Origin of the sequence: Rickettsia fournieri (assembly GCF_900243065.1) — a bacterium.
Lineage (GTDB): Bacteria > Pseudomonadota > Alphaproteobacteria > Rickettsiales > Rickettsiaceae > Rickettsia > Rickettsia rickettsii.
The window spans coordinates 176,813-202,937 of record NZ_LT978483.1 but is presented as its reverse complement, the minus strand read 5'-3'; the positions used below and the strand labels follow the sequence as shown (position 1 = coordinate 202,937).

The following is a 26,125-nucleotide window of genomic DNA, read 5'->3' as shown; positions in this document are numbered from 1 at the left end:
GAGGGGTAGGATATCCAAGTCGTCATTGCGAGCGACCGACCGTAGGGAGCGTGGCAATCTCATGAAATAATAACAAGCTCCTGAGATTGCTTCGTCAATTACTTCGTAATTTCCTCGCAATGACGACGACGATTGTGTATCCAACAGTAAAACTGATTTTAAAAATTATGCTTAACATCTTTTTAATTATTATTTCATTATTTATTTGCTTAATAACCTACCTATTTATCAGCAAAACGGATATTTTTACAAATTTATTGATTTTAAATAGCTTCACGACTTTAGTGAGTTTATTGATTTGTTGTTTAGGTTTATACTCAGGCAATAGTTCATATTTGGATATAGCAATTATTTATTTTCTTCTAAGCTTTATAGCAACAAACGGATATTTAAAATATTTCATAAATGAATCGAATGAAAACAAAACAGATTGATAGACATCTTGCCAAATTCGCTTATAGAGAGGAATTTGTAGGAGACACGAAACGCAGCACCGCAGCGTACACAAGCGTACGTGAGGATGCGAGTATCGGATCGACGCACAAATTACCTCTAGAAGTAGAGTGTGGGAAGATGTCTAATACGGTAATTTTAGGATGCGGTCTTAGCGGCATGTTAACGGCGCTTTCTTTTGCACAAAAGGGTATAAAAACTACTATATTCGAGAGTAAATCGGTAAAAAGCCCAGAGTTTTTTAAAGATATAAGAACTACTGCTTTAACGCCGCATTCTAAAAATTTCTTATTCTCTATTGATATATGGGAAGCGCTTGAGAAGTTTGTAGCAGAAATGCAAGACATATATGTAGTAGATAATAAGGCTTCAGAGATATTAGACTTACGAAATGACGCTGACGCTGTACTTGGATATGTGGTTAAGAATAGTGACTTTAAAAAAATGCTATTGTCAAAAATAACTAATAATCCGTTGATAACATTAATTGATAATAATCAATATCAAGAGGTTATAAGCCATAATGACTACTCGATTATAAAATTTAATGATAAACAAATTAAGTGTAATTTATTAATTATATGTGACGGAGCAAATTCAAAAGTGAGGTCTCATTACTTTGCTAATGAAATTGAGAAACCTTATCAAACTGCTCTTACATTTAATATTAAGCATGAAAAGCCGCATGAAAATTGTGCTATGGAGCATTTCCTGCCGCTTGGTCCTTTTGCTTTGCTGCCTTTAAAAGATCAATATGCTTCATCCGTAATATGGTCCACTTCTTCTGATCAGGCTGCTTTAATTGTTAATTTGCCTGTAGAAGAAGTGAGGTTTTTAACTCAAAGAAATGCCGGTAATTCCCTAGGTAAAATTACTATTGATAGTGAGATTAGTAGCTTTCCACTAAAAGCCCGTATAGCAAATAGATATTTTCATAACCGTATAGTGCTTATTGCCGACACTGCCCACACAGTACATCCGCTCGCCGGACAAGGGCTTAATCAGGGCATAAAGGATATAGAGATTTTGAGTATGATAGTTAGTAATAATGGCACATTACAAGAATATCAAAAGCTAAGGCAAGAGGATAATTTTATTATGTATAAGCTGACTGATGAGTTAAATAATGTTTTTTCAAATTATTCCAAAAATTTAAGATGTTTAAGACAAATAGGATTTAAGGTGATAAATAATTTTAAACCTGTAAAAAACTTGATTACTAGCTATGCGATGGGGAAGAGGTGAGTGTTCTTTTGTATCATTTCTAGCTAGTTCTGATGTCATTCCCGCGAAAGTGGGAATCCAGTAATCAAGAATCGATAAAAGCATTATTTGTTTATACTTTTTAAAAGATGGATTCCCGCTTTCGCGGGAATGACATAGAATGTGAAATAACATAGAACATAATTTTATGAGATATGCGTGAGTAAAGAAAATTTAAGCAGTAAATCATCTATTAATACTCCTGAAGAAGGAATAAAAAATGTAGCAGAAGATAATAAGCTTAAATCTTCAATAAATACCCCTGAAAGAGTAGAGCTTTTAGAAGCAGCACAAACAAAAGCTTTTGAGCCTCCACAGGAGAACGGCAATCGTGAAATAAGCCAGCAGGAAAAAGAACGCTGCAAGAGGATACGGCACTTTACGGTGCTAGAGTTGCTTGTGCCGGAATCGCTGCAAGTGGAGTAGCAATCGAAGTGGTACAGGAGGGCAGTAAAGTTATCGCTAGTCCTATTCATATTAGTAGAAGGAGTAATTAACGTTGGAGAAAAAGTAGCAAAAGCTTATGATCCGGTTGATACACTTCAGCAAGGTGCAAAAATTAAAGAAAAAGGTCCCCCAAGTCCCGGTTTAGCCGATAAGGCATTAAATAAAATCAGGACACTACCCGGTGGTGAAACTGCAGCAAATGTTCTAGAGAAAACATATAAAACATTAGATAGTAAAGCAGTAAGACGTGCGGCTAGAATTGGCGGCGTTGCAGTATCGTTAGTCCTTAATCCCACTCCAGTCGGGGTTGTGGGCTTGCTGCACTTTCTTTATCAGCCGTTGCTTACAATGTTGGAAAAGAAACTTTAGAAGTAAAAGAAGATAAGCGTTTAGATAGAAAGAAAAAACTTTAGAAAATATTAAAGCTAATTATGTGAAGCAAGCAGAGTTAGTAGTTACTACTTGAATAGATAAAGCAAAAGATAGCCCTGAACTTAAAAATGTCTTGGATACTCAATTACCTAAAATTTACCAAGAAAAAGTTGAACCTGAAAAATTAAATACAACTAGAACTAAAGAGATTTTAAAAGTAATACGAGTACTACCTTAGAACCGGTATCTTTAGTAGCACAAGCAAGTTCTGTAGGCGGTATTATAGGCGGTTTAGTAGCAGGTGCTATTAGTGCGTAATATGGAGTCTTATCATGAAAGATCAATTTACGTTGCTAATTAGACCATATTTTCCATTCACTGCAACATAAATTTCGTACTATTCTCAAACCATATCTAACTTCATTACTTAAATATATTAGAAGAGATTATCAGTATAATCTCATAAAAATAAAATATAAGTTGAAAAAATATGAAAAATTTAGTAATTTATTAATAATTCTAAAATAGAAATACAGAATTAGAAAAATATTATTAATTTAAAACAAGAGTTTAATATGAGAGAAGTGGCACAAGAGTTAAAGACGAGAGAAGATTTAAAACGTCCTTTGGAATAAACACTGTGACCTAGCATAGATGATGTTAAGAAAGATGAGTCTCCCAAAAGACAAAAAATTGACCTCAGTCGAAATGATTTATTGTTGCAGAAAATTAATAATAATGATCCTGAAATTGTTCGTGTAGAGCTACCTTATGAAGAAGATAGTAGTTTTTTGTCAATTGTAATTAAAACTTTAGAGAAAAATACTGTAGTAAAAGAAATTGATTTATATGGCAGCAACCTTAGTAACGATGATATAAAAAATCTAAGTAAAATTGTAAAGTTAAATCAAATATCACATTTAAACCTGAATTCTACTTCTTTAGATAGTGAAAAAATAAAAATTCTTATTGATGCTTTAGCAGATAATACCTATCTTGAATATTTATCTTTAAATTCTATTTCGCTGAAAATAGAAGATTTAAGAATATTAATAGATGCTATTAAAAACCACTCTAATTTAAGTTCTTTAGCATTAGGTAGTAGTGAAGTAGGAAATAAAGGAGCAGCAATTATTAGTGAGTTGTTTCATTCAAAACTACCGTTAAAATCCTTAGATATAGGACAAATGAATATTACTACCGAAGGGATAGACGAAATAATATTAGCAGTGCAAAATTAATGTCGTTAAATTTAGGGTATAATAACCTTAGAAACGAGAGAGTCATAAAATTACTGCATGCTTTAATGGCTAATCAATATATTAAAGAATTAATATTAAATGAAACAAGAATCTCCGAAAAAAGTGCAGAAGTAATTGAAGGTTTTTAACCTCAACATCTATTGATACTTTCGATTTAAAACAAATAACTTAGGAGATGGAATAAAATATATAGCATCTGCTTTAAAATTAAATCCATGGTTAAAAACTCTAAATCTTAATAACAATAATTTAACCCATAATAATATAAAAGAACTTACTACTGCATTAACCGAAAATAAAGAGTTAGAAACTTTACTAATAAGCAATAATATTGAAATAGGAGATCTAGGTTTTGAAGCAATAGCGAACATGCTACAAAAAAACAATTCTCTAAAAAAATTAGCGCTTATGAACATTAAATTAGGAGATCTAAGAGATAATAACATAACCAATTTAGGTGCGGAAAGCTTAAAAAGCATTCCAGGTAACATGACGATTTTAGTAGACGGTAATGATATTGATAATTCAATATTTGAGAAGAGCGTTGAGGCTTTAGGAGAAAATAATTAAAATTATCAGTTTAGAAGGTAAAAATCTAGAACACTTAAAAGATACACCGCTTTATAATGAGAATCGTGCACAATATATGACGAGCGTAATTAATGAGATGCGTGGTAAAGGATATAATGTAATTGCAAGTGTCGGCTCTAGTCATCTGGTTAATTTAGAGAAAAACTTAGAAAACAGTAAAAAACATGATATAGGATTTAGTTACATACCTAGAACAATACTACAGAAAGCTTTAAATATTGGAAGTGCCATTCCAACAGGAATGGTTAAAATAAGAGCAAGCACTAAAGGTAATAGTATGGTACAACGGAAAGCTTTAAACGATCAGTCAAAAAGAAACATCTCAACTGGGAGATAACTTGTAATAGTTGAGATTAAATCTTACATTTAGTAAAATAAATTAATTATTAAATGGAGATGAAAAATGAACTTAAATCAAAAAATAATAAAGCCAAAAATAGGGTTACTAGAACTAGCTAAGAGTCTTGATAGCATATCGTCAGCATGTAAAGCGATGGGCTATAGTAGAGATAGTTATTACAGATTTAAAGAACTGTATGAAACTGGTGGCGAAGAGGCATTGTATGAAATTAGTCGAAGAAAGCCAATAATAGCGAATAGAGTTGATCCAGCGATAGAGAAAGCAGTAATGGATATGGCAATAGAATATCCAGCATATGGACAGCTAAGAGTATAAAATGAGCTTAAGAAGAGCGGTATACTTGTATCGCCTGGAGGAGTGAGATCAATTTGGTTACGTAATGATTTAAACAATATCAGTAAAAGGCTTAAAGCATTAGAAGCAAAGATGGCTCAGGATGGTATTGTTCTTACTGAATCTCAATTACAAGTGCTAGAGAAGCGTCGTAATGAAAAAGAAGCTCATGGAGAAATTGAGACGCAGCATCCAGGTTATTTAGGATGTCAGGATACGTATTATGTAGGTAATTTCAAAGGTATAGGTAAGGTTTATTCTCAGGTATTTATTGATAGCTATACTAGGGTAGCTGATGCTAAACTATATACTGATAAAACAGCTTTAACTGCTGCTGATATGCTTAATGACCGCGTGTTACCATGGTACGAGACTCAAGGGATACCAATACTTCGTATTCTTACAGATTGTGGGGCAGAATATAAGGGAAATATAGAGCATCATGCTTTTGAATTATTTCTAAGTATTGAAGGTATAGAGCATACTACTACTAAAGCATATTCTCCTCAAACAAATGGTATGTGTGAGCGTTTTAATAAAACCATGAAACAAGAATTCTTTGATACAGCTATGCGGAAAAAGATTTATACAGATCTTGATGATTTACAATTAGATTTTGATATTTGGTTAGAGCATTTCAATAATGAGCGACCACATTCAGGAAAATATTGTTATGGAAAAACTCCTATGCAAACTTTTAAGGATAGTAAAAAATTAGCTGTTGAAAAGAATAATGAAATCTTGTATCTTGAATACGTCTCTGACAGTCAAAATTTAACTGACAATCAGGTGCAAAATTTATAGTGTCTGTAAGATCAAATCTTGACTTCTACAAACCTGAAAAGCTTGATTTTATGCTGCGTCCACCGTTTGATTCATTCATAAAAGTGAAAGAAATTGAAAAATGGCGCACCCGAGAGGAGTCGAACCCCTAACCTTATGATCCGTAGTCATATACTCTATCCAATTGAGCTACGGGTGCTAAGTTTGAAGTACTTATTTCTAAGCCTTATTTCTTGTTGCTAACATACGAAGAAGCATATATAAAAGCATAGCATTTGTCAAGAAACATAGAGTGTTCTTATGTTTCTCTGAATAATAAAATATAAAAAATTACAATTAATAGTCAAATTATCATATTATATATTGTATATAGAGGTTCATAAATTGATATGAGAAAAAAATGAATAAAATAAAATTAATCATAATTTACTTACTTTGGATTAATATGACTGCACAAGCAGACAATATATCAGAAAGTGCTAAAAAAAATTTAGCAGTAATTAGCTCTTTAAATGTTGAGGAAAAGTGGCAGAAAGGTAATGTAATAAATTGTAAGTCGGGAGAAACTTTATTAGAAGAAACAGAAAAATATAATTCTCCTAAGTTAAAGCGTTTGACTCATTGTAGTTGTTTTGCGTATGCTGCTAGTGCGGCCTTGGGGCTGCCAAATCAGTCTCTACTTCCTCATCCTGAAAGCGATAAAGAAATTTATACCTACTTTATCAAATAAGCAAGCTGAGTGGCTTGAAACAGACGAAGAACGGATGGCATTTTGTTAAAGCAGGAAATCGTGATGATAGTTTTATTCAAGCACAAAAATTTGCTAATCAAGGATATTTTGTTGTATCCGTATATAAAAATGCTAATCCAAAAAGAGCAGGGCATATTGCCGTTGTAGTACCAAGTAGTAAGGATATAGAGAAAATAAAAAATGAAGGACTGGACACGGCTCAAGCCGGTAATATTAATTTTTCCTGTAGCTCTTTGAAAAAGGGTTTTAGGAATAAAAAAGATGCATTTAAAAAAATTTTTATTATTATAAAATATAACAGATATCAGTAAGGTAACCGGACAGTTTTTATTCTATGTCATTCCCGTGGGGCATTGCCTGTGTGGATCGATTTCCTGTTATCATACCGTGGCTTGACCACGGGATTCATAAATATGATAAAAAAATACTAGTATTTTTAATTGGACCCAGCAGGTACAGGCTACGGGGTGACAATGGTGGAATCGATCTACGCAGGCAATGTCTTCTTGCAGCAGCGGGCACCCCCAGTGTTTTAAGTTATTTTTTTGGATACCGTGGTCAAACCACGGTATGACACAGTGGATTTTACTGATTCACGCAACAATGTCTTGCGGGAATGACGCCGATTTATGCAACAACGTCCCTGGTTTGCAGGAATGACATAATCAGCTTTTTTAGTTATTGGCTATTTTAGAGAGTTATGCAACAGCATTTACCCATGAAATTTCTATGCTACCGGCTAGATCCACTTGAGGAGTTTCGCTGTAGCTTGGTAAGTTATCATACACAAGATGAGATAAACCGGCTATTCCGTTTACTATCCCTGCTGTATTTTCATAAGCAAATTTTGCTGCTTCTATGCCTGTATAAGTCGTATTTTTTAATAACTCAAATGTGTTCTCCGGCGAATATGCAAGAGCTGCTCCAACACAAATCCCCATAGCAACTGTAGAATGAACATAAAATCTCCATGCAGCCGTTGATATTGCTGCTTTTACAAATATTCGCATGATAATCTAATATATCAAGTATTGACAAAGTACTTACATTATTTATAACATTGAAAATGTTTGTATTATGAGTATCAAACTAGATTCTTACGAACAAGATATTGAAGATAATTTTGAAAAGCAGCAAAAAATTGATGATAGAAGTGAAATAGCTTTGCTTCAAAAATTTGCAAAAGCACATCTTAGTAAAAAAAGATCTGTTACTATTAGGATTGAAGAACATGATATAGAAGCAATAAAAATTAAAGCTTCTAAGCATGGTTTGCCTTATCAGACCTATCTTAATATGCTAATTCATTCAGACACTACTAAACTCTAAATATTATGACCAAGTATAGATATAATCATGAAAAGAACGTTAAGTTATTGCATGAGCGTGGTATAGGCTTTGAAGAAATAATACAGTCGATTGCTGACGGTAATTTATTAGATATTAAATTACATCATAATCAAGAGAAATATAAAGGTCAAAAAATTTTATATGTTCGAATGATTGCGCAAGTATATGCAGTACTTTATATAAAAGGTGATAAAGATGCTATTTTCCTTAACACTTTATTTCCTAGCAGAAAAGCAAAAAAGGAATTTTTAAAAAATAAGAAATAATATATGCGTTTTATAGAAGAGTTTATAAATAAAGGATATTTCCATCAATGTACCGATTTGGATCGGTTAACTGCTATAACGAAAGAAACAAAAATAGCTGCGTATATAGGCTTTGACTGTACTGCTACATCACTCCACATCGGTAGTTTAATGCAGATAATGATTCTGCGATTGCTTCAGCAGCACGGGCATAAGCCTATTGTAATTATCGGCGGCGGTACGAGTAAAATCGGTGATCCTACTTGGAAAGACGAAGTGCGCAAAATTTTAAGCAAAGAAGATATAGCTAAAAATGCCGAAGGTATTAAAAAATCTTTGTCGAAGTTTATCAAATTCGGTGACGGTAAAAGTGATGCTATTATGCTGGATAACGCAGAGTGGTTAGATTCGTTAAATTATCTAGATTTTCTACGGGATTTCGGTAGCTATTTCTCGGTAAACCGTATGCTGACTATGGATTCGGTAAAACTAAGGCTTGAGCGTGAGCAGCATTTAAGCTTCTTAGAATTTAACTATATGTTATTGCAAGCCTATGATTTTTACTATTTAAGCAAGCATTACAATTGCAGCTTGCAGCTTGGCGGTAGTGATCAGTGGGGCAATATCGTAATGGGAGCGGATTTAATTCGTAAAATAAGCGGCAAAGAAGTATTCGGTATGACGACACCGCTACTTACGACTAGCTCCGGTGCTAAGATGGGCAAGACTGCTGCGGGAGCGGTATGGCTTAATGAAGATTTGCTAAGCCCGTATGATTATTACCAATATTGGCGTAACTGCGAAGATGCCGACATAGTTAGATTTGCCAAATTATATAGCGAGTTCACTCAAGAAGAGTTTAATAGGTTTGAGAGTTTAGCAGCAGAAGATATTAATGCAGCTAAAAAACAGCTTGCTTATGAGCTAACTAAGCTTTGTCACTCGGAGCAGGCAGCAAAATCAGCTCTAGAAACTGCAGTAAAGATATTTGAAGAAGGACAAATCGATGAGAATTTACCTACCGTTGTTTTAGAGCAGGAAGTATTACAAGCAGGTATTAGTGCATATGAATTATTTCATGAAGCAGGGTTTGCTACTTCTAAATCTGAAGCACGCAAGCTTATAAGAGGGAATGGTGCTAAGATAAATGATAGATTAGTCGAAGATGAAAATATGATAATTAACACTAATTTCTTACTCGATAAAAATGTTATAAAGCTCTCTGCCGGTAAGAAAAGACATATATTGGTTAGGGTTTGAATATTTTTCTAGATTACCATGTTCCCTTCAGTTGCAGCATTATTGTATGGCTCAAATATATTATGTCTAATTGAAACTGTAACTTTCAATTAGACAAATTGTATATTTTCTATCTAATGGGCCCTTATAACATAAGTTAAATTCAAATTTAAACAGTAATGACTAAAATAAGGCTTGATGAATATTTGCTGCAAAAAGGTTTTGTAACAGATATTACCATAGCACGAAGTTTGATTATCCAAGGTAAAGTACATAATAAGCATGAGCAGTTAATTAAGCCTGGGATACAGGTTAATATAAATGACACCGACATTAAGGTAAAGCTACCGCAGCATAATTATGTTTCAAGAGGAGCATTAAAATTAATTGCCGCTTTGGATTATTTTAAAATTGATCCCGAAAATTTAGTTTGTATTGATATCGGTAGTAGCACCGGCGGTTTTACGGAAGTGTTACTTGAGCGTAAAGCAAAATTAATTTTTGCCGTAGATGTCGGTTATGGCGAACTTCATCCTAAATTACGCGACAATCCACACATTAAGGTACTTGAGAAGACTAATGCACGATATTTAACCGATAAACAAATAATAACGAAGCCTGATTTAATTGTTTGCGATGCCAGCTTTATTAGTTTAACTACTATATTACCGACTGCACTAAATTTAGTTAAAGAAGATTGCATGCTTATTGCTTTAATAAAACCGCAGTTTGAGGTTGAAAAGCATGAAGTAGCGCAGGGAGGAGTTATTAAAAATCCTCTCTTACATCAAAAAGTATGCGATAAAATCAAAGATTGGCTTGAGAAAGAGCATAATTTTAAAATATTCGGTATAATAGCAAGTCCAATACTAGGAGCTAAGGGGAATCAAGAGTTTTTAATATGCGGAAAAAGAAAAACGGTTATTTTTCTATANAAGGTGTATTTCCAGATGATAAATCAATTCAAAAGATAATATTTTTAGCCTTGCAAAATGCGGCTAAAAAATGGACTATGCCTATAAAAGATTGGTCATTAGCTTTAAATCAATTTGAAATACTTTGTGGGAATTTTAAATATGATTTATTGGAAAATAAAAAATGAACTTACACAAAAAAAATGATTGACTCCAAAAAAGCTCTACCTAGTGTAATTGTTGCTTCGATATGTTATAATATACTTATACATATAATCGTTTTCAATCATGATTTCTTCTTTATTTTTATGATTTGGTATATATAGCAATACCTTTTTTCATAATTGGATTTATTTTTCTAATCTGTATGGAATATAATACTTGGAATCAATCATATTTTAATTTAACAATAGAACCTTAGCCTATTTCTATGTGGAAACAAAGTTTAGTTTCTATATTGTGATATCAATATTATCTATATTAAACCCATATATAATGAGTATATTAAATATTGGTTTTTACAAATATCAAGGAAATGACATTAAAATTATTTACATGTTTATTTGTATATGGTTTTTATAATTGGCAATAATTGGTTATAATATGAGAAAATTAAATAAAAATGCTATAATATTAAAAATAATTAATAAAATAGGAGCAGTAACAATTTGGAGCATAGCTCTAGTATATAAAATGGCTATTTAAATGAATAATGATATATTAAGTGCTTTTTTACATGGCATCGTTTTAGCTCTCGGTTTAATAGTGCCGCTCGGAGTACAGAATATTTTTATATTCAATCAAGGAGCAAAACAGCCAAAGTTTAGCAAGGCTTTACCTAGCATAATTGCAGCCTCAATATGTGATACTATGCTTATATGTATGGCAGTTCTTGGGATATCTTTGTTAATTCTTGAAATTTCTTGGTTAAAATTATCTATATTTATTGTTGGATTTATTTTCTTAATTTATATGGGCTATAATACTTGGAATCAGCCGCCTATTGATCTTACAATGAATTCCGGGGCTTTTTCAGCTCAAAAACAAATTTTATTTGCTATATCGGTGTCAATATTAAATCCGCATGCAATTATGGATACGATTATAGTAATAGGTATTAGTGCTTTAAAGTATAGCGGTCTTGCAAAAATTATATTTACCTTAACTTGCATACTTATATCTTGGATATGGTTTTTTTCTTTAGCAGTTGCAGGTTATAATATTAGAAAGCTAAATAAAAGTAGTACGATTTTAACTATAATTAATAAAATAGCTGCTATTATTATTTGGGCAGTTGCTTTTTATATTGGAGTACAAATATTGTATGAAATCGGTTTTATTAACTAGACATATTGAAGAAAATAATGAAACTATAAAGGAAATAAGTAAATATAATTTAGATTTACGTGATATTCATTGTCCTTTAATTAAATATAAAACTCTAGATTTTAATATAGATATTTTAGATAATTACTCAAATATAATAATAACTAGTAAATATGCGGCAAGTATCTTAACCGGTCATAACTTAAAACAAGATATTTGGGTAGTAGGTAGTAAGTCAAAACGATTATTAGGCAAGGAAGTAATGTATACTGCTAAAAACGTGGAAGATTTGATTAAGCATTTTCCTCCTGATTTATATGAGCAGACTATATATTTATCTTCAAATGAAATTACTAAAGATTTACCTAGCAAAATAGCTAGACATATCATTTATAATGTAGAATATTTGAATGAGCTGCCCGTATCTATTATAAAAGAATTTAAAAATAATATTGATTTTATATTACTTTATTCTCAAAATAGTGCTAGGACTTTAGTAAAATTATTACTGCAAAATAATTTACTAGAGTACTTACAAGATAGTTTAGTTGTAGCCATAAGTTTGAAAGTCGCAAATATAGTTAGACCTTTTATAAAAAATGTGGTTTATTGTGATGATCAAAACCTTAACGATATAATCAAGTTATTATCTGAAAATGCACAAATTCGATAGTTTATTTAAAAGCAAAAATATCTTTTTTATAGCAATAGTAATATTTGTCTTATCTTCTTTTACTCTTTATCATAATAGATCCGATATTTTTAAACTGTTTAAAAGTGAAAATAAGGATTTAAGCCAAATTCCTGATCAAGCAGTAGAAAATAAAGAAAATACTACCCTGGAAGAAAAGGAAGCAGCTCCTCTATTATCTACCAAGTCGCTTTTAAATTACGTAAGTTCTTTAAAGTTTCCTGAAGCACCGACTAATTTAGTAGAACCAAAATTAGAAACTGTAGTCAATTCAGCCTCATTCGGATACAAGGAACAAGGAGCGAAGCCTATAACTAATAGGAGAGCGACGAGTGACGAGGTAGGCGTATGGGTATCACTTGACTATATTAATTACTTATTAAATGTAAATCTATTAGTATATAATTTCATGCAAGATAAGGATTATAGTAAAGAACTAAGAATAGTAAAATCCCGCCTGCTGCCTCAAGATATAAGGAATATTTTAAATAACTTAGAAGCATATAATAATTATCTTTTTTCTAAATCAAGTAGTACGGAAGTAATTTTTCCTACCAACCATAAGTGGCTGGAGAAGTTTATCAAAATTGAAAAAAAACCTTCTGCTATGATGATAAAAGAACAAGATAAACCTCTAATTTTAGAGAACTTAAACTATCTAATCGATTGTCTTTATTCAGAAAAATTTATGCAGGAGTTTGTAAATAAAGATGTTTAGGTTATTATTAATATGTGCTACTTTTTTACTGCTTTATTTCGGGTTTACTTTTATAGAGAGCTTTGATTCAAAAGTTTTTATTAGTTTATATGATTATAATATAGAGACTACCTTGTTCTTTAGTCTTATTTTAGGGCTTTTATTACTAATTTCTTGTTTTATTGTCATTAGATTTCTAATATTAATTATCGATTTACCATCTAAAATACATAATATTTTTAGTAAACAAAAAATTAATCATGATAGATATGCTTTAATTTTAGCTTTTGCCGAATATATTATGAATAATAAAGCTAAATCTGCTTCTATTGCTCGCAAAAATTTATCTTCTGAAGATCTAAAAGATTCACAAGAATTCCATAATTTAATCTTAGCCGTAACTGAAGAGGATGTAGATAGAAAAATTTCCTATTTTCAAAAACTTATTACATCTAAAGAATTTGTTTTTTACGGTAGCAAAAATCTAGCAAAACTTTATTATTATAAATCTTTTTATGAGAAAGCAGAAAATTACGCAACAAAGGCTTATAATTTCAATGAACTTGATATTGACAATTTAATTACTTTAATGCGTTGTTATGCTAGACTTTCTCTATGGACGAAATTTATTTTTATAACGAATAAGCTCGCAAAATTTCATAAACATGAGTCTATGCCGGAAATTGCTGAGTATTATTTATTAGCAGCGAAGCAAGAAGTAGAAAGTAATAATACGGCTAATGCTATAGATTATTTGGCAACGGCTGTAGATTTAAATTTTTATAACGACGAATTACTAGAATTTTACTTTAATTTAAATAATAAGCTTAATGTTAATAAAAAGATCAAAATATTAAAAGATGCTTTTCGTATTATCCCCTCTTTAAAATTAGTGCAGCTATTTAAAAAATTTACTTCTCTATCAGATAGGCAAATTTACGAAGAATTAACTCAAGAGTTAGATGCTAAAAAAGATGAAATATTAATTTTGGCAATAGAAGCTTATTTAGAATTGTAGACGTTGTGATATGGATTCTTTTATGTCATTCCCACGTGGATAGCAAATCGTCATTGCGAGCAACCGTAGACTGCGTGGCAATCCGGAAAAATAATAAAAAAAATTCTGATTTACAGAATTTTTTACTGGATTGCTTCGTCAATTGCTACGCAATTTCCTCGCAATGACGACTTGGATACCTACGCAACAACGCCTGCTCGCAATGACGGATAAGCCGGACCACACAACAAAAACTAATATAAAAATAATTTCTTTGGGTGCTTACTAATTTCTTCATTTACATTATTATTATGGTGATGATAATCAGATTGAATTGTTATTAAATAAGCATTTATTGCTTTAGAAAATTCTTCAGTTTTATAACGAAAGAAATGGTCAGCTCCATTGATAATTTTATAATCAACTTTAATATGGGATTGTTGCTTAGATAATCTATTTGCTAGGTCTTTTACATCATCTGCCGATACTATACTATCATTATCTCCTTGTAATATAAACCCTGGAATAGGACAAGGTGAGAGGAATGAGAAGTCATATTTATGAATTGTATTAACCGGCGGCGAAATAGCAATAAAATGATTTATTTCCGGACGTCGCATTACAAGTTGCATAGCTATCCATGCTCCGAAAGAAAATCCTAATATCAGATTAGACTGAGCATTTGGGTTATTCTGCTGTAACCAGTCGAGAGCTGCCCCCGCATCAACCACTTCACCGACTCCGTTATCAAATTTACCTTGTGACCCCCCTACTCCTCTAAAATTAATACGTAAGACGGTATAACCGTTATCTGCTAAAATCTTATAGGCATTATAAACTACTTTATTATTCATATTACCCTCATATAAAGGATGAGGATGAAGAACTAATGCAATAGGGGCGTTAGGCGAGGTAGCTTTTGCATATCTTCCTTCAATTCGTCCTTCCGGACCGTTAAAATAAATTTGCGGCATAATTATTCATAATATTTAATTTGTTCGATATGATATTTTACCACTTTTTCTTATTAGTGCAACTATTCTTAATTAAAATATGAGTGTATTGACGCATGCCACCATATATACTAAAATGTAGTCAAATCAGTTGGATGTAAATTACAAGGAGTGAGAAGCGCAGCCTATAGATAATAGGAGAGCGACGAGAGACGATGTAAGTGAATTCAAATCATTTGACTATAGCGGATAATAATAACTGAATGGAGCTATATTATGAATACAGTAGATATTAGATTACGTGTTTCAGCAGATATAAAAATTGAAGCAGCAGAAATATTTAAGCAAATGGGGATGACTATGTCAGAAGCCATGAGGATATTTTCCTAACTCAATGTATAAATAGCGGTGGTTTGCCTTTCAAACCACATATTAAGATTCCTAATGAAAAGACTATAAAAACTTTTGAGGATACAGATAAGCAAATTGGTTTAACTATCTCAAATAATACAAAAGAAATATTTAATAAGTTAGGTGTAATAGTTGAGATTAAATCTTACATTTAGTAAAATAAATTAATTATTAAATGGAGATGAAAAATGAACTTAAATCAAAAAATAATAAAGCCAAAAATAGGGTTACTAGAACTAGCTAAGAGTCTTGGTAGCATATAGTCAGCATGTAAAGCGATGGGCTATAGTAGAGATAGTTATTACAGATTTAAAGAACTGTATGAAACTGGTGGCGAAGAGGCATTGTATGAAATTAGTCGAAGAAAGCCAATAATAGCGAATAGAGTTGATCCAGCGATAGAGAAAGCAGTAATGGATATGGCAATAGAATATCCAGCATATGGACAGCTAAGAGTATAAAATGAGCTTAAGAAGAGCGGTATACTTGTATCGCCTGGAGGAGTGAGATCAATTTGGTTACGTAATGATTTAAACAATATCAGTAAAAGGCTTAAAGCATTAGAAGCAAAGATGGCTCAGGATGGTATTGTTCTTACTGAATCTCAATTACAAGTGCTAGAGAAGCGTCGTAATGAAAAAGAAGCTCATGGAGAAATTGAGACGCAGCATCCAGGTTATTTAGGATGTCAGGATACGTATTATGTAGGTAATTTCAAAGGTATAGGTAAGGTTTATTCTCAGGTATTTATTGATAGCTATACTAGGGTAGCTGATGCTAAACTATATACTGATAAAACAGCTTTAACTGCTGCTGATATGCTTAATGACCGCGTGTTACCATGGTACGAGACTCAAGGGATACCAATACTTCGTATTCTTACAGATTGTGGGGCAGAATATAAGGGAAATATAGAGCATCATGCTTTTGAATTATTTCTAAGTATTGAAGGTATAGAGCATACTACTACTAAAGCATATTCTCCTCAAACAAATGGTATGTGTGAGCGTTTTAATAAAACCATGAAACAAGAATTCTTTGATACAGCTATGCGGAAAAAGATTTATACAGATCTTGATGATTTACAATTAGATCTTGATATTTGGTTAGAGCATTTCAATAATGAGCGACCACATTTAGGAAAATATTGTTATGGAAAAACTCCTATGCAAACTTTTAAGGATAGTAAAAAATTAGCTGTTGAAAAGAATAATGAAATCTTGTATCTTGAATACGTCTCTGACAGTCAAAATTTAACTGACAATCAGGTGCAAAATTTATAGTGTCTGTAAGATCAAATCTTGACTTCTACAGATCAACTTCAAAAAAGTATATGCTCTGCTCCTCGCCTTATAGACTCCTTGCTCTTTTTGAAGTTGATCTTCGTCTATCAATTCTTCATTTACTCGAAGTATATAAATTCATGTTAAATAACTCTCGTTTATGTATTATTTGGTTGTTTGGGTTTATTAGCGGTTTTAATCTAATGATTACCGGTAATACTTTAAATTATTGGCTTGCTAAAGAAGATATAGCACTGCAAACAATCGGTATATTATCATTCATAACGCTTCCCTACTCTATTAATTTCTTGTTAGCACCGATTTTTGATGCAGTGCAAATTAAATATTTAAACAACATATTCGGTCATAGATTATCTTGGATTTGCTTAACTAGTAGTGCATTGATATTTCTTATATATATTTTCAGCTTTCTAGATCCTAGTACTAATCTATTATTATTTGCTTTCACGGCTTTAATTATTTCTTTTTTTAGTGCTGCACAAGATACTATATTAAGTGCTTTAAGAACGGAAATAGTACCTAAAGAATCTCTTGGGTTTACTTCAGGAATATATATATTCGGTTATCGGGTCGGTATGCTTTTAGCCGGTTCTGGAGCTATTTATTTATCTCTTTATTTAACATTTAATGAAATATATAAAATCTTTGCCGGTTTAGTATTTATTTATTTAATTTTATTGATGGTAGGAATTAAGTATTGTTATTTAAATGAGAACATACATATACAGATAATCAAGAATGATATAAAAAATAATCAAAATAAAAAAAACATAATAAATTTTATATATAATGCGTTAAAACCTATAGGTTCTGTTTATTTCATTATTCTTATATTAATTTTCCTAGTATTATATAGGTTACCGGATAACTTAATTAATGTTATGATTAATCCGTTTTTGCTTCATCTTGAGTATGATGCTTTTGAAATAGCAAGCGTTGGAAAGTTTTGTGGAGTTGTAGGAGCTATAATCGGTGGACTTGTCGGCGCTGTTATTATGAAACATAAAAATATATTAAATAGTATATTTTTATTTGGTATTATTCATGCTTTAGGACATATTTTATTTATTTTTCTTGAAATAAACGGTAAAAATTCTTTATTATTATTTATTACGATAGGAATAGCAAGTATTACCGGCGGTATGACAATGACTGCTTATATCGCTTTTATTTCTGCACTCTGTCAAGGTAAATTTCGAGCTACTCAATATGCTTTTCTTTCATCGATGATGGGGATTTCGCGCTCAATTTTTCCTATAATTTCAGGCTATATGGTAGTAAATTTCGGTTGGCAAAATTTCTTTTTATTTACTACTATTATAACTATTCCGTCTTTATTAATATTATTAAAAATAAAAACTAAATTACAATAATGAATGATATATATTAAGTATAATATTTTTAATACCGTATTTTGCTATTTCTTCCATTATACCAAGTATTTTTATATTAAATCAAAGTGCAAAATATCGTAGCTTCAAAAAAGGAGTCTATAANATAATGAGCGACCACATTTAGGAAAATATTGTTATGGAAAAACTCCTATGCAAACTTTTAAGGATAGTAAAAAATTAGCTGTTGAAAAGAATAATGAAATCTTGTATCTTGAATACGTCTCTGACAGTCAAAATTTAACTGACAATCAGGTGCAAAATTTATAGTGTCTGTAAGATCAAATCTTGACTTCTACAAAATAATTGAGTTCCTCTACTCCGGCTAAATAATTAATATCATCATTTGGACTAAGAGTCACATCATAGTTTAAATATACCCCACTAATAAGTTTAGTATCGACGTTCTTCATAGGGCCACCTGAAGCATCAAATGATTGAGGTTGCATTTTTTCCGCTGGAAAAGTAATATTTAAATCTAAATTCTCAAAGTTTAAATCATATTTAGTACCCTCAAGCAAATCTAAATTAATATATGCAGTATCATGATAATTCACTAAACCCTGCTTAAGATAATCTTCTTGAACATCAAAATGTTCTATATCTTCAAGAGGAATTAAATAATGACCTTGAGCGTTTTGTACTATAGTCGGCAATATATCGGTTTCGGTATAATTAACTTCTAACGAAACCATCAATTCACTCTCACCCGCAATTTCATTAGCGCTATTCTCAAATTCTACTGCTAGAGGTAATTGGGGCAATAACCCTAACTCCTGATCCTCATGTACGTTTGTATCCGCTGCGATTCAAGGCGAAGTATCGCCAAGAGATTCAGAGATAACTCCATCTGCAAAACTCACCGGTATAAAAAAATAATACCTATAAAAACCGATATTATTGTATTTAAAAAGCACATTGCTTTAATTTATTTAGTTTTAAAGATTTTTAACCTGATATTGTTATAGGTATACTATGCTGAACAACAAGATCTACGGTGGAGGTAACACTATTCTCTAACTTCACTCTACGAGGTAATTCTTTTATAAAAATTCTATAGTCTTTTGCTTTAGTAGAATAATTCTGTGTGTTTTTTAAAGCTACCCGTATCAATTGTATTATTTTACCATCATGTAAGGTAAATGTTACCGGAGTTGCCACTAAATCTTTAGTTTCTTTATATTCTTCTATACCATCTTTATATGTATACTTTAAACGAATTAATTGAAACTTTTTAGGTGCATAATCATTATATCGTCATAGTTGCTATTCTATTACCTTTGTTTATCTATATATTGACAGGTACGATAGTGGGACTGGCAAAAGAATTAAAAGTCAAGAATATAGAGTATAATTAGTGCCTAAAGTACACTTTATTATAATTGTATTTGTTTGCAGAGTATTGACAGTTGGAACATACGTACCGAAAGCTAAAGGAGTAGCCAACTATACAAGACGGTAAAACCATCGCACTAACAAGGAAAAAAACATTGGCGGAGGAGGCAAAACTATTGCCCGTACTTATAGTTAAGATAATAAAACCGATAATATTTTATAGAATCTTAATTTTCATAATTTATAATAAAAATAATTAATTTCTATTATTAATCTTTTACAAAGTTTAACGATTTTACAAGGCTAGTTTAAGAAATGGTTATATTTAAATATGAATTGATGATATTTTCCCCACAGAATTTGTTTTGGTTTTTCTTTAAATTTTATTTTTTACATTAAAATATAATGAATATAGCCCAAATTAGCTATAAATAGAAATATAATTGACCACTTTATTTGACTATTATAGTATAATAATACTTTTATTTTTTGCAGGTTATAAAATGACTATTAAAATAGCAATCAGTCAATTTAAATCTCATTGCCTTGCAATAATAGAAAAATTACAAACAGATAAAGAATCTATTATAATTACCAAAAGAGATAGGGAAATAGCACAAATATTACCTATAAATACTAAAAAAATCTCATTATTCGGTATGCTAAAAAACAAAGCCGAGATAAAAGCGGATATATTAGAACCCGTAGAAGAAAAGTGGAATGCAGCACAACCTTTAAATGCATCTTGTCTAGTATAATATCCGACAGTTTTTAAAAATCCCCCTGCGAAAGTGTTGGATTTCTATAAATATACTCATATAACCATTGATTATTTCCTCAATATCCAATAAAATCCTTTTTAAAATTTAAATATAAAAAGTATGTATAATACTGATGTTGTAATAATAGGTGCCGGTCCGGTTGGATTATTTGCAATTTTTCAAGCAGGAATGCTTGGCATGAAATGTCATGTTATTGATGCACAAGAAGTTATCGGTGGTCAGTGTATTACCCTATATCCTGAAAAGCCTATTTACGATATACCGGCATATCCTAAAATTGCAGCAGAAGAGCTAATAAAACAGTTAGAACTTCAAGCAGCTCCTTTTAACCCTATATATCATTTAAATCAGCAAGCTATAGAGCTAAATAAACAAGATGATTTTTTTGAAATTAAAACCTCAAAAAACACTCTTATTAAAAGCAAAGTTATTATTATTGCAGCAGGAGCAGGTTCATTCGGTCCAAACAAACCGCCCCTTGCGAATATTGAAGACTTTGAAAGCAAGTCGGTTTTTTATTTCATCAATGATAAAAGCAAATTTGCGGGTAAAAATATAGTTATAGCAGGCGGCGGGGATTCGGCTGTTGACTGGGCTATTTCTCTTTCAGATATTGCAAATAAAATATATTTAGTACATAGGCGGGATAAATTTACGGCAGCTCCTGAAAGCGTAAGGCAATTAAGGCATATTGCAGAAACCGATAAAATCGAGTTAGTAACCGGTTATCAATTAAATGCTTTAGATGGTAATAATAGTGAACTTCAATCGGTTATAGTTAAAGATTTACAAAATAATACTCGCAAATTGGATGCCAATATATTACTACCTTTTTTTGGTTTAAAACAAGATTTAGGTAGCTTAGCAAATTGGGGTTTAAATGTTAAGCTTCACCATATTGAAGTAGACTCTTCCTATTATCAAACTAATATAGCAGGTATTTACGCCATTGGCGATATTGCTCATTATGTTGGTAAGCTTAAGCTGATTCTTACAGGTTTTGCTGAAGCGGCAAGCAGTCTTCATCATGCTTATAGTAGAGTATTTGACGGCAAGGCTCTACATTTTGAGTATTCTACTACCAAAAATACGGGGAAAAGAAGTAAGAGCGTTACTAAATAAAGAGATCGTCATTGCGAGCAACCGTAGAGAGCGTGACAATCTCATGAAACAATAACAAACTCCTGAGATTGCTTCGTCAATTACTTACGTAATTTCCTTGCAATGACGTTAAAACTAAACGGAGACAAAAATAAGAGTGAATAATATAATTGACGGTAAAGCATTAGCCAATGAGATACTAGCAGACTTAAAGCTAGAAATTCAAGAACTTACAAGCCAAACCAACGCTTCACCGAAGCTTGCTATAGTCCTAGTAGGCGATAATCCGGCAAGCATTATTTATGTAAGAAACAAAATAAAAAATGCACATAAAATAGGAATTTATACTTTATTAATAAATCTATCTGCTACTATTCATACTAATGATTTAATATCAAAAATCAATGAGTTAAACCTTGATAACGAGATTTCAGGAATTATAGTTCAGCTTCCTTTGCCAAGCTCCATAGATAAAAATAAAATTTTATCGGCAGTATCACCTTCCAAAGATATCGATGGTTTCCACCCTTTAAATGTCGGTTACTTGCATAGCGGAATTAGTCAAGGCTTTATTCCCTGCACTGCTCTTGGTTGTCTTGCAGTTATAAAAAAATACGAATCTAATTTAACCGGTAAAAACGTTGTAATTATTGGACGCTCAAATATAGTAGGAAAACCTTTAAGTGCTTTACTGTTAAAAGAAAATTGCAGCGTTACTATTTGTCATTCTAAGACACACAATTTACGCTCTATTACTTCTAAAGCCGATATTGTCGTTGCTGCAATAGGCTCACCTTTAAAATTAACTGCAGAATATTTTAATCCTGAATCTATAGTAATTGATGTAGGCATTAATAGAATTAGCGACAATAAAATTATCGGTGATGTTGATTTTGAAAATGTTCAGTCTAAAGTACAATATATTACTCCCGTACCAGGCGGCATCGGACCTATGACTATTGCGTTTTTACTTAAAAATACGGTTAAGGCATTTAAGGATTCCTTATATACTCTTGATACGTGAAAAGTAGATAGACGACGCCAATTTTTCAAATTAAACGAGTATCTTATAAACATTTGCAAGTTCTACATAATTTCTTACATTATCTTGCATATATTCTAAATCTTGATCGGTTAAATATCTAACAAATTTTGCAGGGGATCCCATCCATAATTCTTGAGATTTAATTATCTTCTTTGGCGGGATAAGACTGCCTGCAGCAATAAAAGCATATTCTTCTATTACTGCATAATCCATTATCGTAGCACTCATACCGATTATTATGTATTGTACAGGCATGAATAAGAGAGAGATGACCGATAGTTTCGCCTATTTCTACCGGTCTATTAAATCTTGAAGTATAAATTACACTACCGTCTTGTACGTTAGTATTATTTCCTATTTTTATCGATTCAACGTCGCCTCTAAGAACCGTATTAAACCAAATGCTTGAATTACTACCTATTTCAACATCTCCTATTAAAGAGCTGCTTTCGGCAATATATGCATTTTTATCGATTCTTGGTGTAACCCCTTTGTAAGGGATAATGAGCATTAATTATAATCTACCCAAGAAATATTACCGTCTTTACGATAATAAACTATATTGATACGATCATTATTTATATTTTTAAATACTACTGCAGGTAAATCTTCTAAATCCATTTTCATTACCGCTTTTTTTACTGATAATTTTAATATTTCTACAGGCTTTTCAGCGATAATTGCCGGATTATCATTATCTTCGGCGTTAGAGGTTTCACTATCAGATTGCGGATTAATAATACATTTGGTACCTTCGTAAGCAATTTCTGATATTTTTACTTTACCCGCATGATGATTTTTGAATTTTGATTTATATTTTCTAAGCTGTTTTTCTAGTTTTGACATAGCTTTATCAAAAGCTACATATATATCGCTACAACTATCATTACTTTTGACTATATTATGTTTACCTGAGCCATATTTTACTATAATATCACATTTAAAGTTAATTCCCTCTTTTGAAAAATGTATATCTATATTTATTATATCGGTAAAATATTTTTTAACGACTTGCGTAGCCCTCTCTTTTGAATATTCTTGTAAATTATTACCGATAGAAATATGTTGACCTGAAACTGAAATAATCATAAATAACCTTTATAATCTGAAATAATTAATATATAGGCGTTACTAAGTAACACCTATACAATTAATTTATATTTAGAGTAATTTCAAGTTTTATTACAAATTAATTTATTTAAACTTTAGCCGTAGAGTTTAGGACGCTTATCCTTATTTTGTTGCGATTTAATTAGTTTTTTAGCAGTCTTTCTTACATAATTAGTCTCAATGCTGATTTCTAAGCAGGTAGCATTAAAATTTTTATTATTTTCAAAAAACCATTTTTTAGCGTTATATTCTGCTTTTGTTGCCTCTTTCTTGGTAGAAGTATTGCATCTATTATTGCCTGCATAATAATAGCACTTCTAAGAGCAATATTGGGTATAGGATTATAAAGTTTAATACGCTCAAAAGGAGTAGTTCATTTAATGACATATGGTTTAGTCATATAAAATCTATAATAATTTTTAATAAAGTAAGATCTTGTTAATATAAATGTAACCAATAGGTTTTTCTTTTTTAACAAAGTCCTTAAAAAGGATAATAATTTTCAAGGCTTCAACTAGTAGTGACTAATTTGGATTAATAGAGATATCTAGTAATTATAATATTAGGAATAAGCTATAAAATCTAAACGTTAGGTTCTGTATATTTTTTGATAAAATACGATATTTTACTCTTGCAGAAATAGAAGAATTGTTATATACATTGTTATCTTTTATGTATACCCAAATGATTTCAAGAATTGAATTTTATTTTGAGAGGTGAGCACCTGCAGCCTATACTTAATAGATGAGGATGCAATCCTTGATAAAATGAAAGAGCAATTCTTAAAAGCAGAAGAGTATACAAGGGGGTGTAGCTCAGTTGGTTAAAGCATCTGCCTGTCACGCAGAAGGTCGCGGGTTCGAGTCCCGTCACTCTCGCCAAGCCCTTTCAGGGTTTCGGGATTTCCTGTCGTTTTCTAAAAAATTCATATGCTCCTTTTATTCGCCTTTTGTTTTAATTGTTATATTAAACTCTTTTAAATTCCGAATTTTAAATATTATAAAAAACTAACTTTGTATATTCCTTAAAGCAACCTCAACTCATTTGTTCGTACTTTTAGTTAAATTTCTATTGTATCCTTAAAACTTTTTATTGTGATTCTATCTATAAGTTCATTTTTAACAAAATATTAAAATTTATAGAATTTAATAAGAAAATAATTATGTTTAGATGGTTTCAACCCTCAAATCAAGAATTAATAAGAACTATATAGAAAGAAAATACCGCAGAAACACAAAAATTAATGAGTCTATAATAAAATTTGTGTAAGTTGCAAAAAAAGCAGTAAGAGATTACTGTAAAAAGAAGTAACTAAAACAAAGGGAAATTATGGCTAAAGAAATAGGTAAAGATAAAGAAAAATTAAACATAAGTAATCAGCTAGTAGAAGAATTATTATCAAAAGCAGACCCATCAGAGTTATTTGGTCGAGATGGTTTATTTCAACAGCTAAAGAAACAAATAGTTGAGAAAATATTAGCAAGTGAGTTAGATCATGAATTGGGCTACTCAAAGCATAGTAAAGTAGAAAAAGTAGACAATAATCGTCGTAATGGTAGCTATGAAAAGACAGTAATTGATGATGATAGTCGTAAGTTGACATTAGAAGTACCAAGAGACCGGGAAGGTGAGTATAATCCACAATTAATACCAAAAGGGCTGAGGAGATTTAATGGATTTGATGAGAAGGTAATTTCACTTTATGGTAGAGGTATGACAGTCAGTGAGATTCGTGGTCACTTAGAAGAAATATATCAAACTGAAGTATCTAGTGATTTAATATCAACCATAACAGATGGAGTACTAGAGGAGGTAACTAGGTGGCAAAATCGCTATTTAGATAGGATATACCCAATATTGTATTTGGATTGCATATATGTTAAATCTAGAGATAATCATATAGTAATAAATAAAGCTGTATATTTGGCAATTGCGGTTAATATAGAAGGCAAGAAGGAGTTATTGGGCATTTGGATAGGAAAAAATGAAGGCTCTAAATTTTGGATGCAAGTATAACTGAATTAAAGAATCGAGGTGTAGAACAAATTTATGTTGCTTGCGTTGATGGTTTAAAAGGTTTTTCTGAGGCTATCAGTAGCATATTTCCTGCTACTATAGTACAACTATGTATAGTGCATATGGTACGCAATTCAGTAAAGTACGTGTCACATAAGGATTTAAAAGAGGTAACATCAGATTTAAAACAAATTTACACGGCAAATAACGAAGAAATGGCTCGTTTAAAACTGCAACAATTTAGTGTAAAATGGGATAAAAAATATCCAGTAATTTCTGATATTTGGCAGCGTAGTTGGTCAGGAATAATACCATTTTTTGCCTTTCCTGAGGAGATTAGAAAGGTGATTTATACCACGAATACCATAGAGTCTATAAATCGTCAAATTAGGAAAATTATTAAAAATAAAGGTATATTTCCAGATGATAAATCAATTCAAAAGATAATATTTTTAGCCTTGCAAAATGCGGCTAAAAAATGGACTATGCCTATAAAAGATTGGTCATTAGCTTTAAATCAATTTGAAATACTTTGTGGGAATTTTAAATATGATTTATTGGAAAATAAAAAATGAACTTACACAAAAAAAATGATTGACTCT

General features: G+C 31.3%; 27 protein-coding genes, 2 tRNA genes and 10 pseudogenes. 28 read left to right on the top strand and 11 right to left on the bottom strand.

Features of this window, described 5'->3' with window-relative positions:
- Nucleotides 1–167 precede the first annotated feature (167 nt).
- The 4 genes and pseudogenes from C4Q30_RS02230 (at nucleotide 168) to C4Q30_RS10420 (ending at nucleotide 2,576) form a co-directional block, all read left to right on the top strand.
- Nucleotides 168–434, top strand: a complete 267-nt coding sequence (locus tag C4Q30_RS02230) for a monovalent cation/H+ antiporter complex subunit F (RefSeq protein WP_081497974.1) — start codon at nucleotides 168–170, stop codon at nucleotides 432–434.
- Complete coding sequence (ubiH, locus tag C4Q30_RS02225; protein ID WP_103897068.1) at nucleotides 415–1,698, top strand: 2-octaprenyl-6-methoxyphenyl hydroxylase; 1,284 nt, start codon at nucleotides 415–417, stop codon at nucleotides 1,696–1,698. Before C4Q30_RS02230 ends, ubiH begins: the two co-directional genes overlap by 20 nt.
- A gap of 177 nt (nucleotides 1,699–1,875) precedes the next feature.
- Nucleotides 1,876–2,142, top strand: coding sequence for a hypothetical protein (locus C4Q30_RS02220; protein WP_103897067.1), 267 nt, complete (start codon nucleotides 1,876–1,878; stop codon nucleotides 2,140–2,142).
- 132 nt (nucleotides 2,143–2,274) lie between these two features.
- Nucleotides 2,275–2,576: pseudogene (locus C4Q30_RS10420) on the top strand (hypothetical protein).
- A gap of 159 nt (nucleotides 2,577–2,735) precedes the next feature.
- Here the strand turns inward: C4Q30_RS10420 and C4Q30_RS08735 are convergent.
- The gene (locus C4Q30_RS08735; RefSeq protein WP_198913022.1) at nucleotides 2,736–2,879 is read right to left on the bottom strand and encodes a hypothetical protein; all 144 of its coding nucleotides are present in this window, start codon (nucleotides 2,877–2,879) and stop codon (nucleotides 2,736–2,738) included.
- 306 nt (nucleotides 2,880–3,185) lie between these two features.
- Between C4Q30_RS08735 and C4Q30_RS02210 the strand changes: the two are divergent.
- Nucleotides 3,186–3,925, top strand: a pseudogene (locus tag C4Q30_RS02210) (leucine-rich repeat domain-containing protein).
- Between the two features lie 9 nt (nucleotides 3,926–3,934).
- Here C4Q30_RS02210 and C4Q30_RS02205 read toward each other — a convergent pair.
- Entirely contained in the window at nucleotides 3,935–4,183 is a 249-nt protein-coding gene (locus tag C4Q30_RS02205; RefSeq protein ID WP_245207433.1) for a hypothetical protein, read from the bottom strand.
- Between C4Q30_RS02205 and C4Q30_RS02200 the strand changes: the two genes are divergently transcribed.
- From C4Q30_RS02200 to C4Q30_RS02190, 3 genes and pseudogenes are all read left to right on the top strand, one after another.
- Nucleotides 4,167–4,367: a hypothetical protein gene (locus C4Q30_RS02200; protein WP_103897065.1), complete on the top strand. Its 201-nt coding sequence runs from the start codon at nucleotides 4,167–4,169 to the stop codon at nucleotides 4,365–4,367. The genes C4Q30_RS02205 and C4Q30_RS02200 overlap by 17 nt on opposite strands.
- 76 nt (nucleotides 4,368–4,443) lie before the next feature.
- The gene (locus C4Q30_RS02195; protein WP_245207432.1) at nucleotides 4,444–4,725 is read left to right on the top strand and encodes a hypothetical protein; all 282 of its coding nucleotides are present in this window, start codon (nucleotides 4,444–4,446) and stop codon (nucleotides 4,723–4,725) included.
- A gap of 66 nt (nucleotides 4,726–4,791) precedes the next feature.
- A pseudogene (locus tag C4Q30_RS02190) lies at nucleotides 4,792–5,886 on the top strand (IS481 family transposase).
- A 101-nt stretch (nucleotides 5,887–5,987) separates the two neighbouring features.
- Here C4Q30_RS02190 and C4Q30_RS02180 read toward each other — a convergent pair.
- Nucleotides 5,988–6,064, bottom strand: a tRNA-Arg gene (locus tag C4Q30_RS02180).
- 201 nt (nucleotides 6,065–6,265) lie between these two features.
- Here C4Q30_RS02180 and C4Q30_RS09480 point away from each other — a divergent pair.
- Together C4Q30_RS09480 and C4Q30_RS09475 are read left to right on the top strand one after the other, a co-directional pair.
- Complete coding sequence (locus tag C4Q30_RS09480; protein WP_245207431.1) at nucleotides 6,266–6,595, top strand: hypothetical protein; 330 nt, start codon at nucleotides 6,266–6,268, stop codon at nucleotides 6,593–6,595.
- Nucleotides 6,596–6,609: 14 nt separating this feature from the next.
- On the top strand, nucleotides 6,610–6,927 hold the full coding sequence (locus C4Q30_RS09475) for a hypothetical protein (protein WP_245207430.1): 318 nt from the start codon (nucleotides 6,610–6,612) through the stop codon (nucleotides 6,925–6,927).
- Between the two features lie 387 nt (nucleotides 6,928–7,314).
- Here C4Q30_RS09475 and C4Q30_RS02165 read toward each other — a convergent pair whose 3' ends face one another.
- Nucleotides 7,315–7,626 (bottom strand): hypothetical protein, encoded by a 312-nt coding sequence (locus tag C4Q30_RS02165; RefSeq protein ID WP_103897064.1) that lies wholly within the window; start codon nucleotides 7,624–7,626, stop codon nucleotides 7,315–7,317.
- A 67-nt stretch (nucleotides 7,627–7,693) separates the two neighbouring features.
- Here C4Q30_RS02165 and C4Q30_RS02160 point away from each other — a divergent pair, with 67 nt between their 5' ends.
- From C4Q30_RS02160 to C4Q30_RS02120, 9 genes are all read left to right on the top strand, one after another.
- A complete protein-coding gene (locus C4Q30_RS02160) occupies nucleotides 7,694–7,945 on the top strand; it encodes a CopG family antitoxin (protein WP_103897063.1) in 252 nt (83 codons plus the stop codon).
- Between the two features lie 5 nt (nucleotides 7,946–7,950).
- Complete coding sequence (locus C4Q30_RS02155) at nucleotides 7,951–8,232, top strand: hypothetical protein (RefSeq protein WP_014365671.1); 282 nt, start codon at nucleotides 7,951–7,953, stop codon at nucleotides 8,230–8,232.
- Nucleotides 8,233–8,235: 3 nt separating this feature from the next.
- Nucleotides 8,236–9,471 carry a tyrosine--tRNA ligase gene (gene tyrS, locus C4Q30_RS02150; protein ID WP_014014468.1) on the top strand — a complete coding sequence of 412 codons (1,236 nt, stop codon included), beginning with the start codon at nucleotides 8,236–8,238 and terminating at the stop codon, nucleotides 9,469–9,471.
- Between the two features lie 158 nt (nucleotides 9,472–9,629).
- The gene (locus tag C4Q30_RS02145; protein ID WP_103897062.1) at nucleotides 9,630–10,424 is read left to right on the top strand and encodes a TlyA family RNA methyltransferase; all 795 of its coding nucleotides are present in this window, start codon (nucleotides 9,630–9,632) and stop codon (nucleotides 10,422–10,424) included.
- A gap of 543 nt (nucleotides 10,425–10,967) precedes the next feature.
- Nucleotides 10,968–11,069: a lysine transporter LysE gene (locus tag C4Q30_RS02140; RefSeq protein ID WP_245207428.1), complete on the top strand. Its 102-nt coding sequence runs from the start codon at nucleotides 10,968–10,970 to the stop codon at nucleotides 11,067–11,069.
- Entirely contained in the window at nucleotides 11,070–11,711 is a 642-nt protein-coding gene (locus tag C4Q30_RS02135) for a LysE/ArgO family amino acid transporter (RefSeq protein WP_103897060.1), read from the top strand. It begins immediately after the preceding gene.
- A complete protein-coding gene (locus tag C4Q30_RS02130; protein WP_103897059.1) occupies nucleotides 11,689–12,363 on the top strand; it encodes a uroporphyrinogen-III synthase in 675 nt (224 codons plus the stop codon). The genes C4Q30_RS02135 and C4Q30_RS02130 overlap by 23 nt, the downstream gene beginning before the upstream one ends.
- Nucleotides 12,347–13,099, top strand: a complete 753-nt coding sequence (locus C4Q30_RS02125) for a palindromic element RPE2 domain-containing protein (protein WP_103897058.1) — start codon at nucleotides 12,347–12,349, stop codon at nucleotides 13,097–13,099. Before C4Q30_RS02130 ends, C4Q30_RS02125 begins: the two co-directional genes overlap by 17 nt.
- Nucleotides 13,092–14,096, top strand: coding sequence for a tetratricopeptide repeat protein (locus C4Q30_RS02120; RefSeq protein WP_103897057.1), 1,005 nt, complete (start codon nucleotides 13,092–13,094; stop codon nucleotides 14,094–14,096). Before C4Q30_RS02125 ends, C4Q30_RS02120 begins: the two co-directional genes overlap by 8 nt.
- A 233-nt stretch (nucleotides 14,097–14,329) precedes the next feature.
- On the opposite strand, the gene C4Q30_RS02115 is transcribed toward C4Q30_RS02120, so the two are convergent.
- Nucleotides 14,330–15,049 (bottom strand): alpha/beta hydrolase, encoded by a 720-nt coding sequence (locus C4Q30_RS02115; protein WP_103897056.1) that lies wholly within the window; start codon nucleotides 15,047–15,049, stop codon nucleotides 14,330–14,332.
- Between the two features lie 255 nt (nucleotides 15,050–15,304).
- On the opposite strand from C4Q30_RS02115, the gene C4Q30_RS09000 reads away from it, so the two are divergent.
- The 4 genes and pseudogenes from C4Q30_RS09000 to C4Q30_RS02090 all read left to right on the top strand — a co-directional run.
- Nucleotides 15,305–15,418: a type II toxin-antitoxin system RelB/DinJ family antitoxin gene (locus C4Q30_RS09000; RefSeq protein WP_014014419.1), complete on the top strand. Its 114-nt coding sequence runs from the start codon at nucleotides 15,305–15,307 to the stop codon at nucleotides 15,416–15,418.
- A gap of 209 nt (nucleotides 15,419–15,627) precedes the next feature.
- Nucleotides 15,628–16,722: pseudogene (locus tag C4Q30_RS02100) on the top strand (IS481 family transposase).
- A 140-nt stretch (nucleotides 16,723–16,862) separates the two neighbouring features.
- A complete protein-coding gene (locus tag C4Q30_RS02095) occupies nucleotides 16,863–18,116 on the top strand; it encodes an AmpG family muropeptide MFS transporter (RefSeq protein ID WP_103897055.1) in 1,254 nt (417 codons plus the stop codon).
- A 126-nt stretch (nucleotides 18,117–18,242) separates the two neighbouring features.
- Nucleotides 18,243–18,404: pseudogene (locus C4Q30_RS02090) on the top strand (IS481 family transposase); the annotation flags it as partial.
- Nucleotides 18,405–18,415: 11 nt separating this feature from the next.
- On the opposite strand, the gene C4Q30_RS02080 reads toward C4Q30_RS02090, so the two are convergent.
- The 3 genes and pseudogenes from C4Q30_RS02080 to C4Q30_RS10770 all read right to left on the bottom strand — a co-directional run.
- A complete protein-coding gene (locus C4Q30_RS02080; RefSeq protein WP_245207427.1) occupies nucleotides 18,416–18,898 on the bottom strand; it encodes a hypothetical protein in 483 nt (160 codons plus the stop codon).
- 184 nt (nucleotides 18,899–19,082) lie between these two features.
- Nucleotides 19,083–19,355, bottom strand: a complete 273-nt coding sequence (locus C4Q30_RS02075) for a fimbria/pilus periplasmic chaperone (protein WP_103897053.1) — start codon at nucleotides 19,353–19,355, stop codon at nucleotides 19,083–19,085.
- 123 nt (nucleotides 19,356–19,478) lie between these two features.
- A pseudogene (locus C4Q30_RS10770) lies at nucleotides 19,479–19,683 on the bottom strand (spore coat protein U domain-containing protein); the annotation flags it as partial.
- A gap of 289 nt (nucleotides 19,684–19,972) precedes the next feature.
- On the opposite strand from C4Q30_RS10770, the gene C4Q30_RS02065 reads away from it, so the two are divergent.
- The 3 genes and pseudogenes from C4Q30_RS02065 (at nucleotide 19,973) to folD (ending at nucleotide 22,376) form a co-directional block, all read left to right on the top strand.
- Nucleotides 19,973–20,227, top strand: a complete 255-nt coding sequence (locus C4Q30_RS02065; protein WP_103897052.1) for a type II toxin-antitoxin system Phd/YefM family antitoxin — start codon at nucleotides 19,973–19,975, stop codon at nucleotides 20,225–20,227.
- A 123-nt stretch (nucleotides 20,228–20,350) separates the two neighbouring features.
- Nucleotides 20,351–21,357 (top strand): annotated as a pseudogene (locus C4Q30_RS02060) (NAD(P)/FAD-dependent oxidoreductase).
- A gap of 152 nt (nucleotides 21,358–21,509) precedes the next feature.
- Nucleotides 21,510–22,376, top strand: a complete 867-nt coding sequence (folD, locus tag C4Q30_RS02055; protein ID WP_103897050.1) for a bifunctional methylenetetrahydrofolate dehydrogenase/methenyltetrahydrofolate cyclohydrolase FolD — start codon at nucleotides 21,510–21,512, stop codon at nucleotides 22,374–22,376.
- A gap of 30 nt (nucleotides 22,377–22,406) precedes the next feature.
- Here folD and C4Q30_RS02050 read toward each other — a convergent pair.
- The 3 genes and pseudogenes from C4Q30_RS02050 to C4Q30_RS02040 all read right to left on the bottom strand — a co-directional run bounded on the left by C4Q30_RS02050 (nucleotide 22,407) and on the right by C4Q30_RS02040 (nucleotide 23,862).
- Nucleotides 22,407–22,908, bottom strand: a pseudogene (locus C4Q30_RS02050) (gamma carbonic anhydrase family protein).
- A complete protein-coding gene (gene hpf, locus C4Q30_RS02045; RefSeq protein ID WP_103897049.1) occupies nucleotides 22,908–23,486 on the bottom strand; it encodes a ribosome hibernation-promoting factor, HPF/YfiA family in 579 nt (192 codons plus the stop codon). The pseudogene C4Q30_RS02050 and the gene hpf overlap by 1 nt, the downstream one beginning before the upstream one ends.
- A gap of 116 nt (nucleotides 23,487–23,602) precedes the next feature.
- Nucleotides 23,603–23,862 (bottom strand): annotated as a pseudogene (locus tag C4Q30_RS02040) (hypothetical protein).
- A 449-nt stretch (nucleotides 23,863–24,311) separates the two neighbouring features.
- Between C4Q30_RS02040 and C4Q30_RS02035 the strand changes: the two are divergent.
- Together C4Q30_RS02035 and C4Q30_RS02030 are read left to right on the top strand one after the other, a co-directional pair.
- Nucleotides 24,312–24,388 (top strand) — tRNA-Asp (locus C4Q30_RS02035).
- A 448-nt stretch (nucleotides 24,389–24,836) separates the two neighbouring features.
- Nucleotides 24,837–26,098: pseudogene (locus C4Q30_RS02030) on the top strand (IS256 family transposase).
- Nucleotides 26,099–26,125 lie beyond the last annotated feature (27 nt).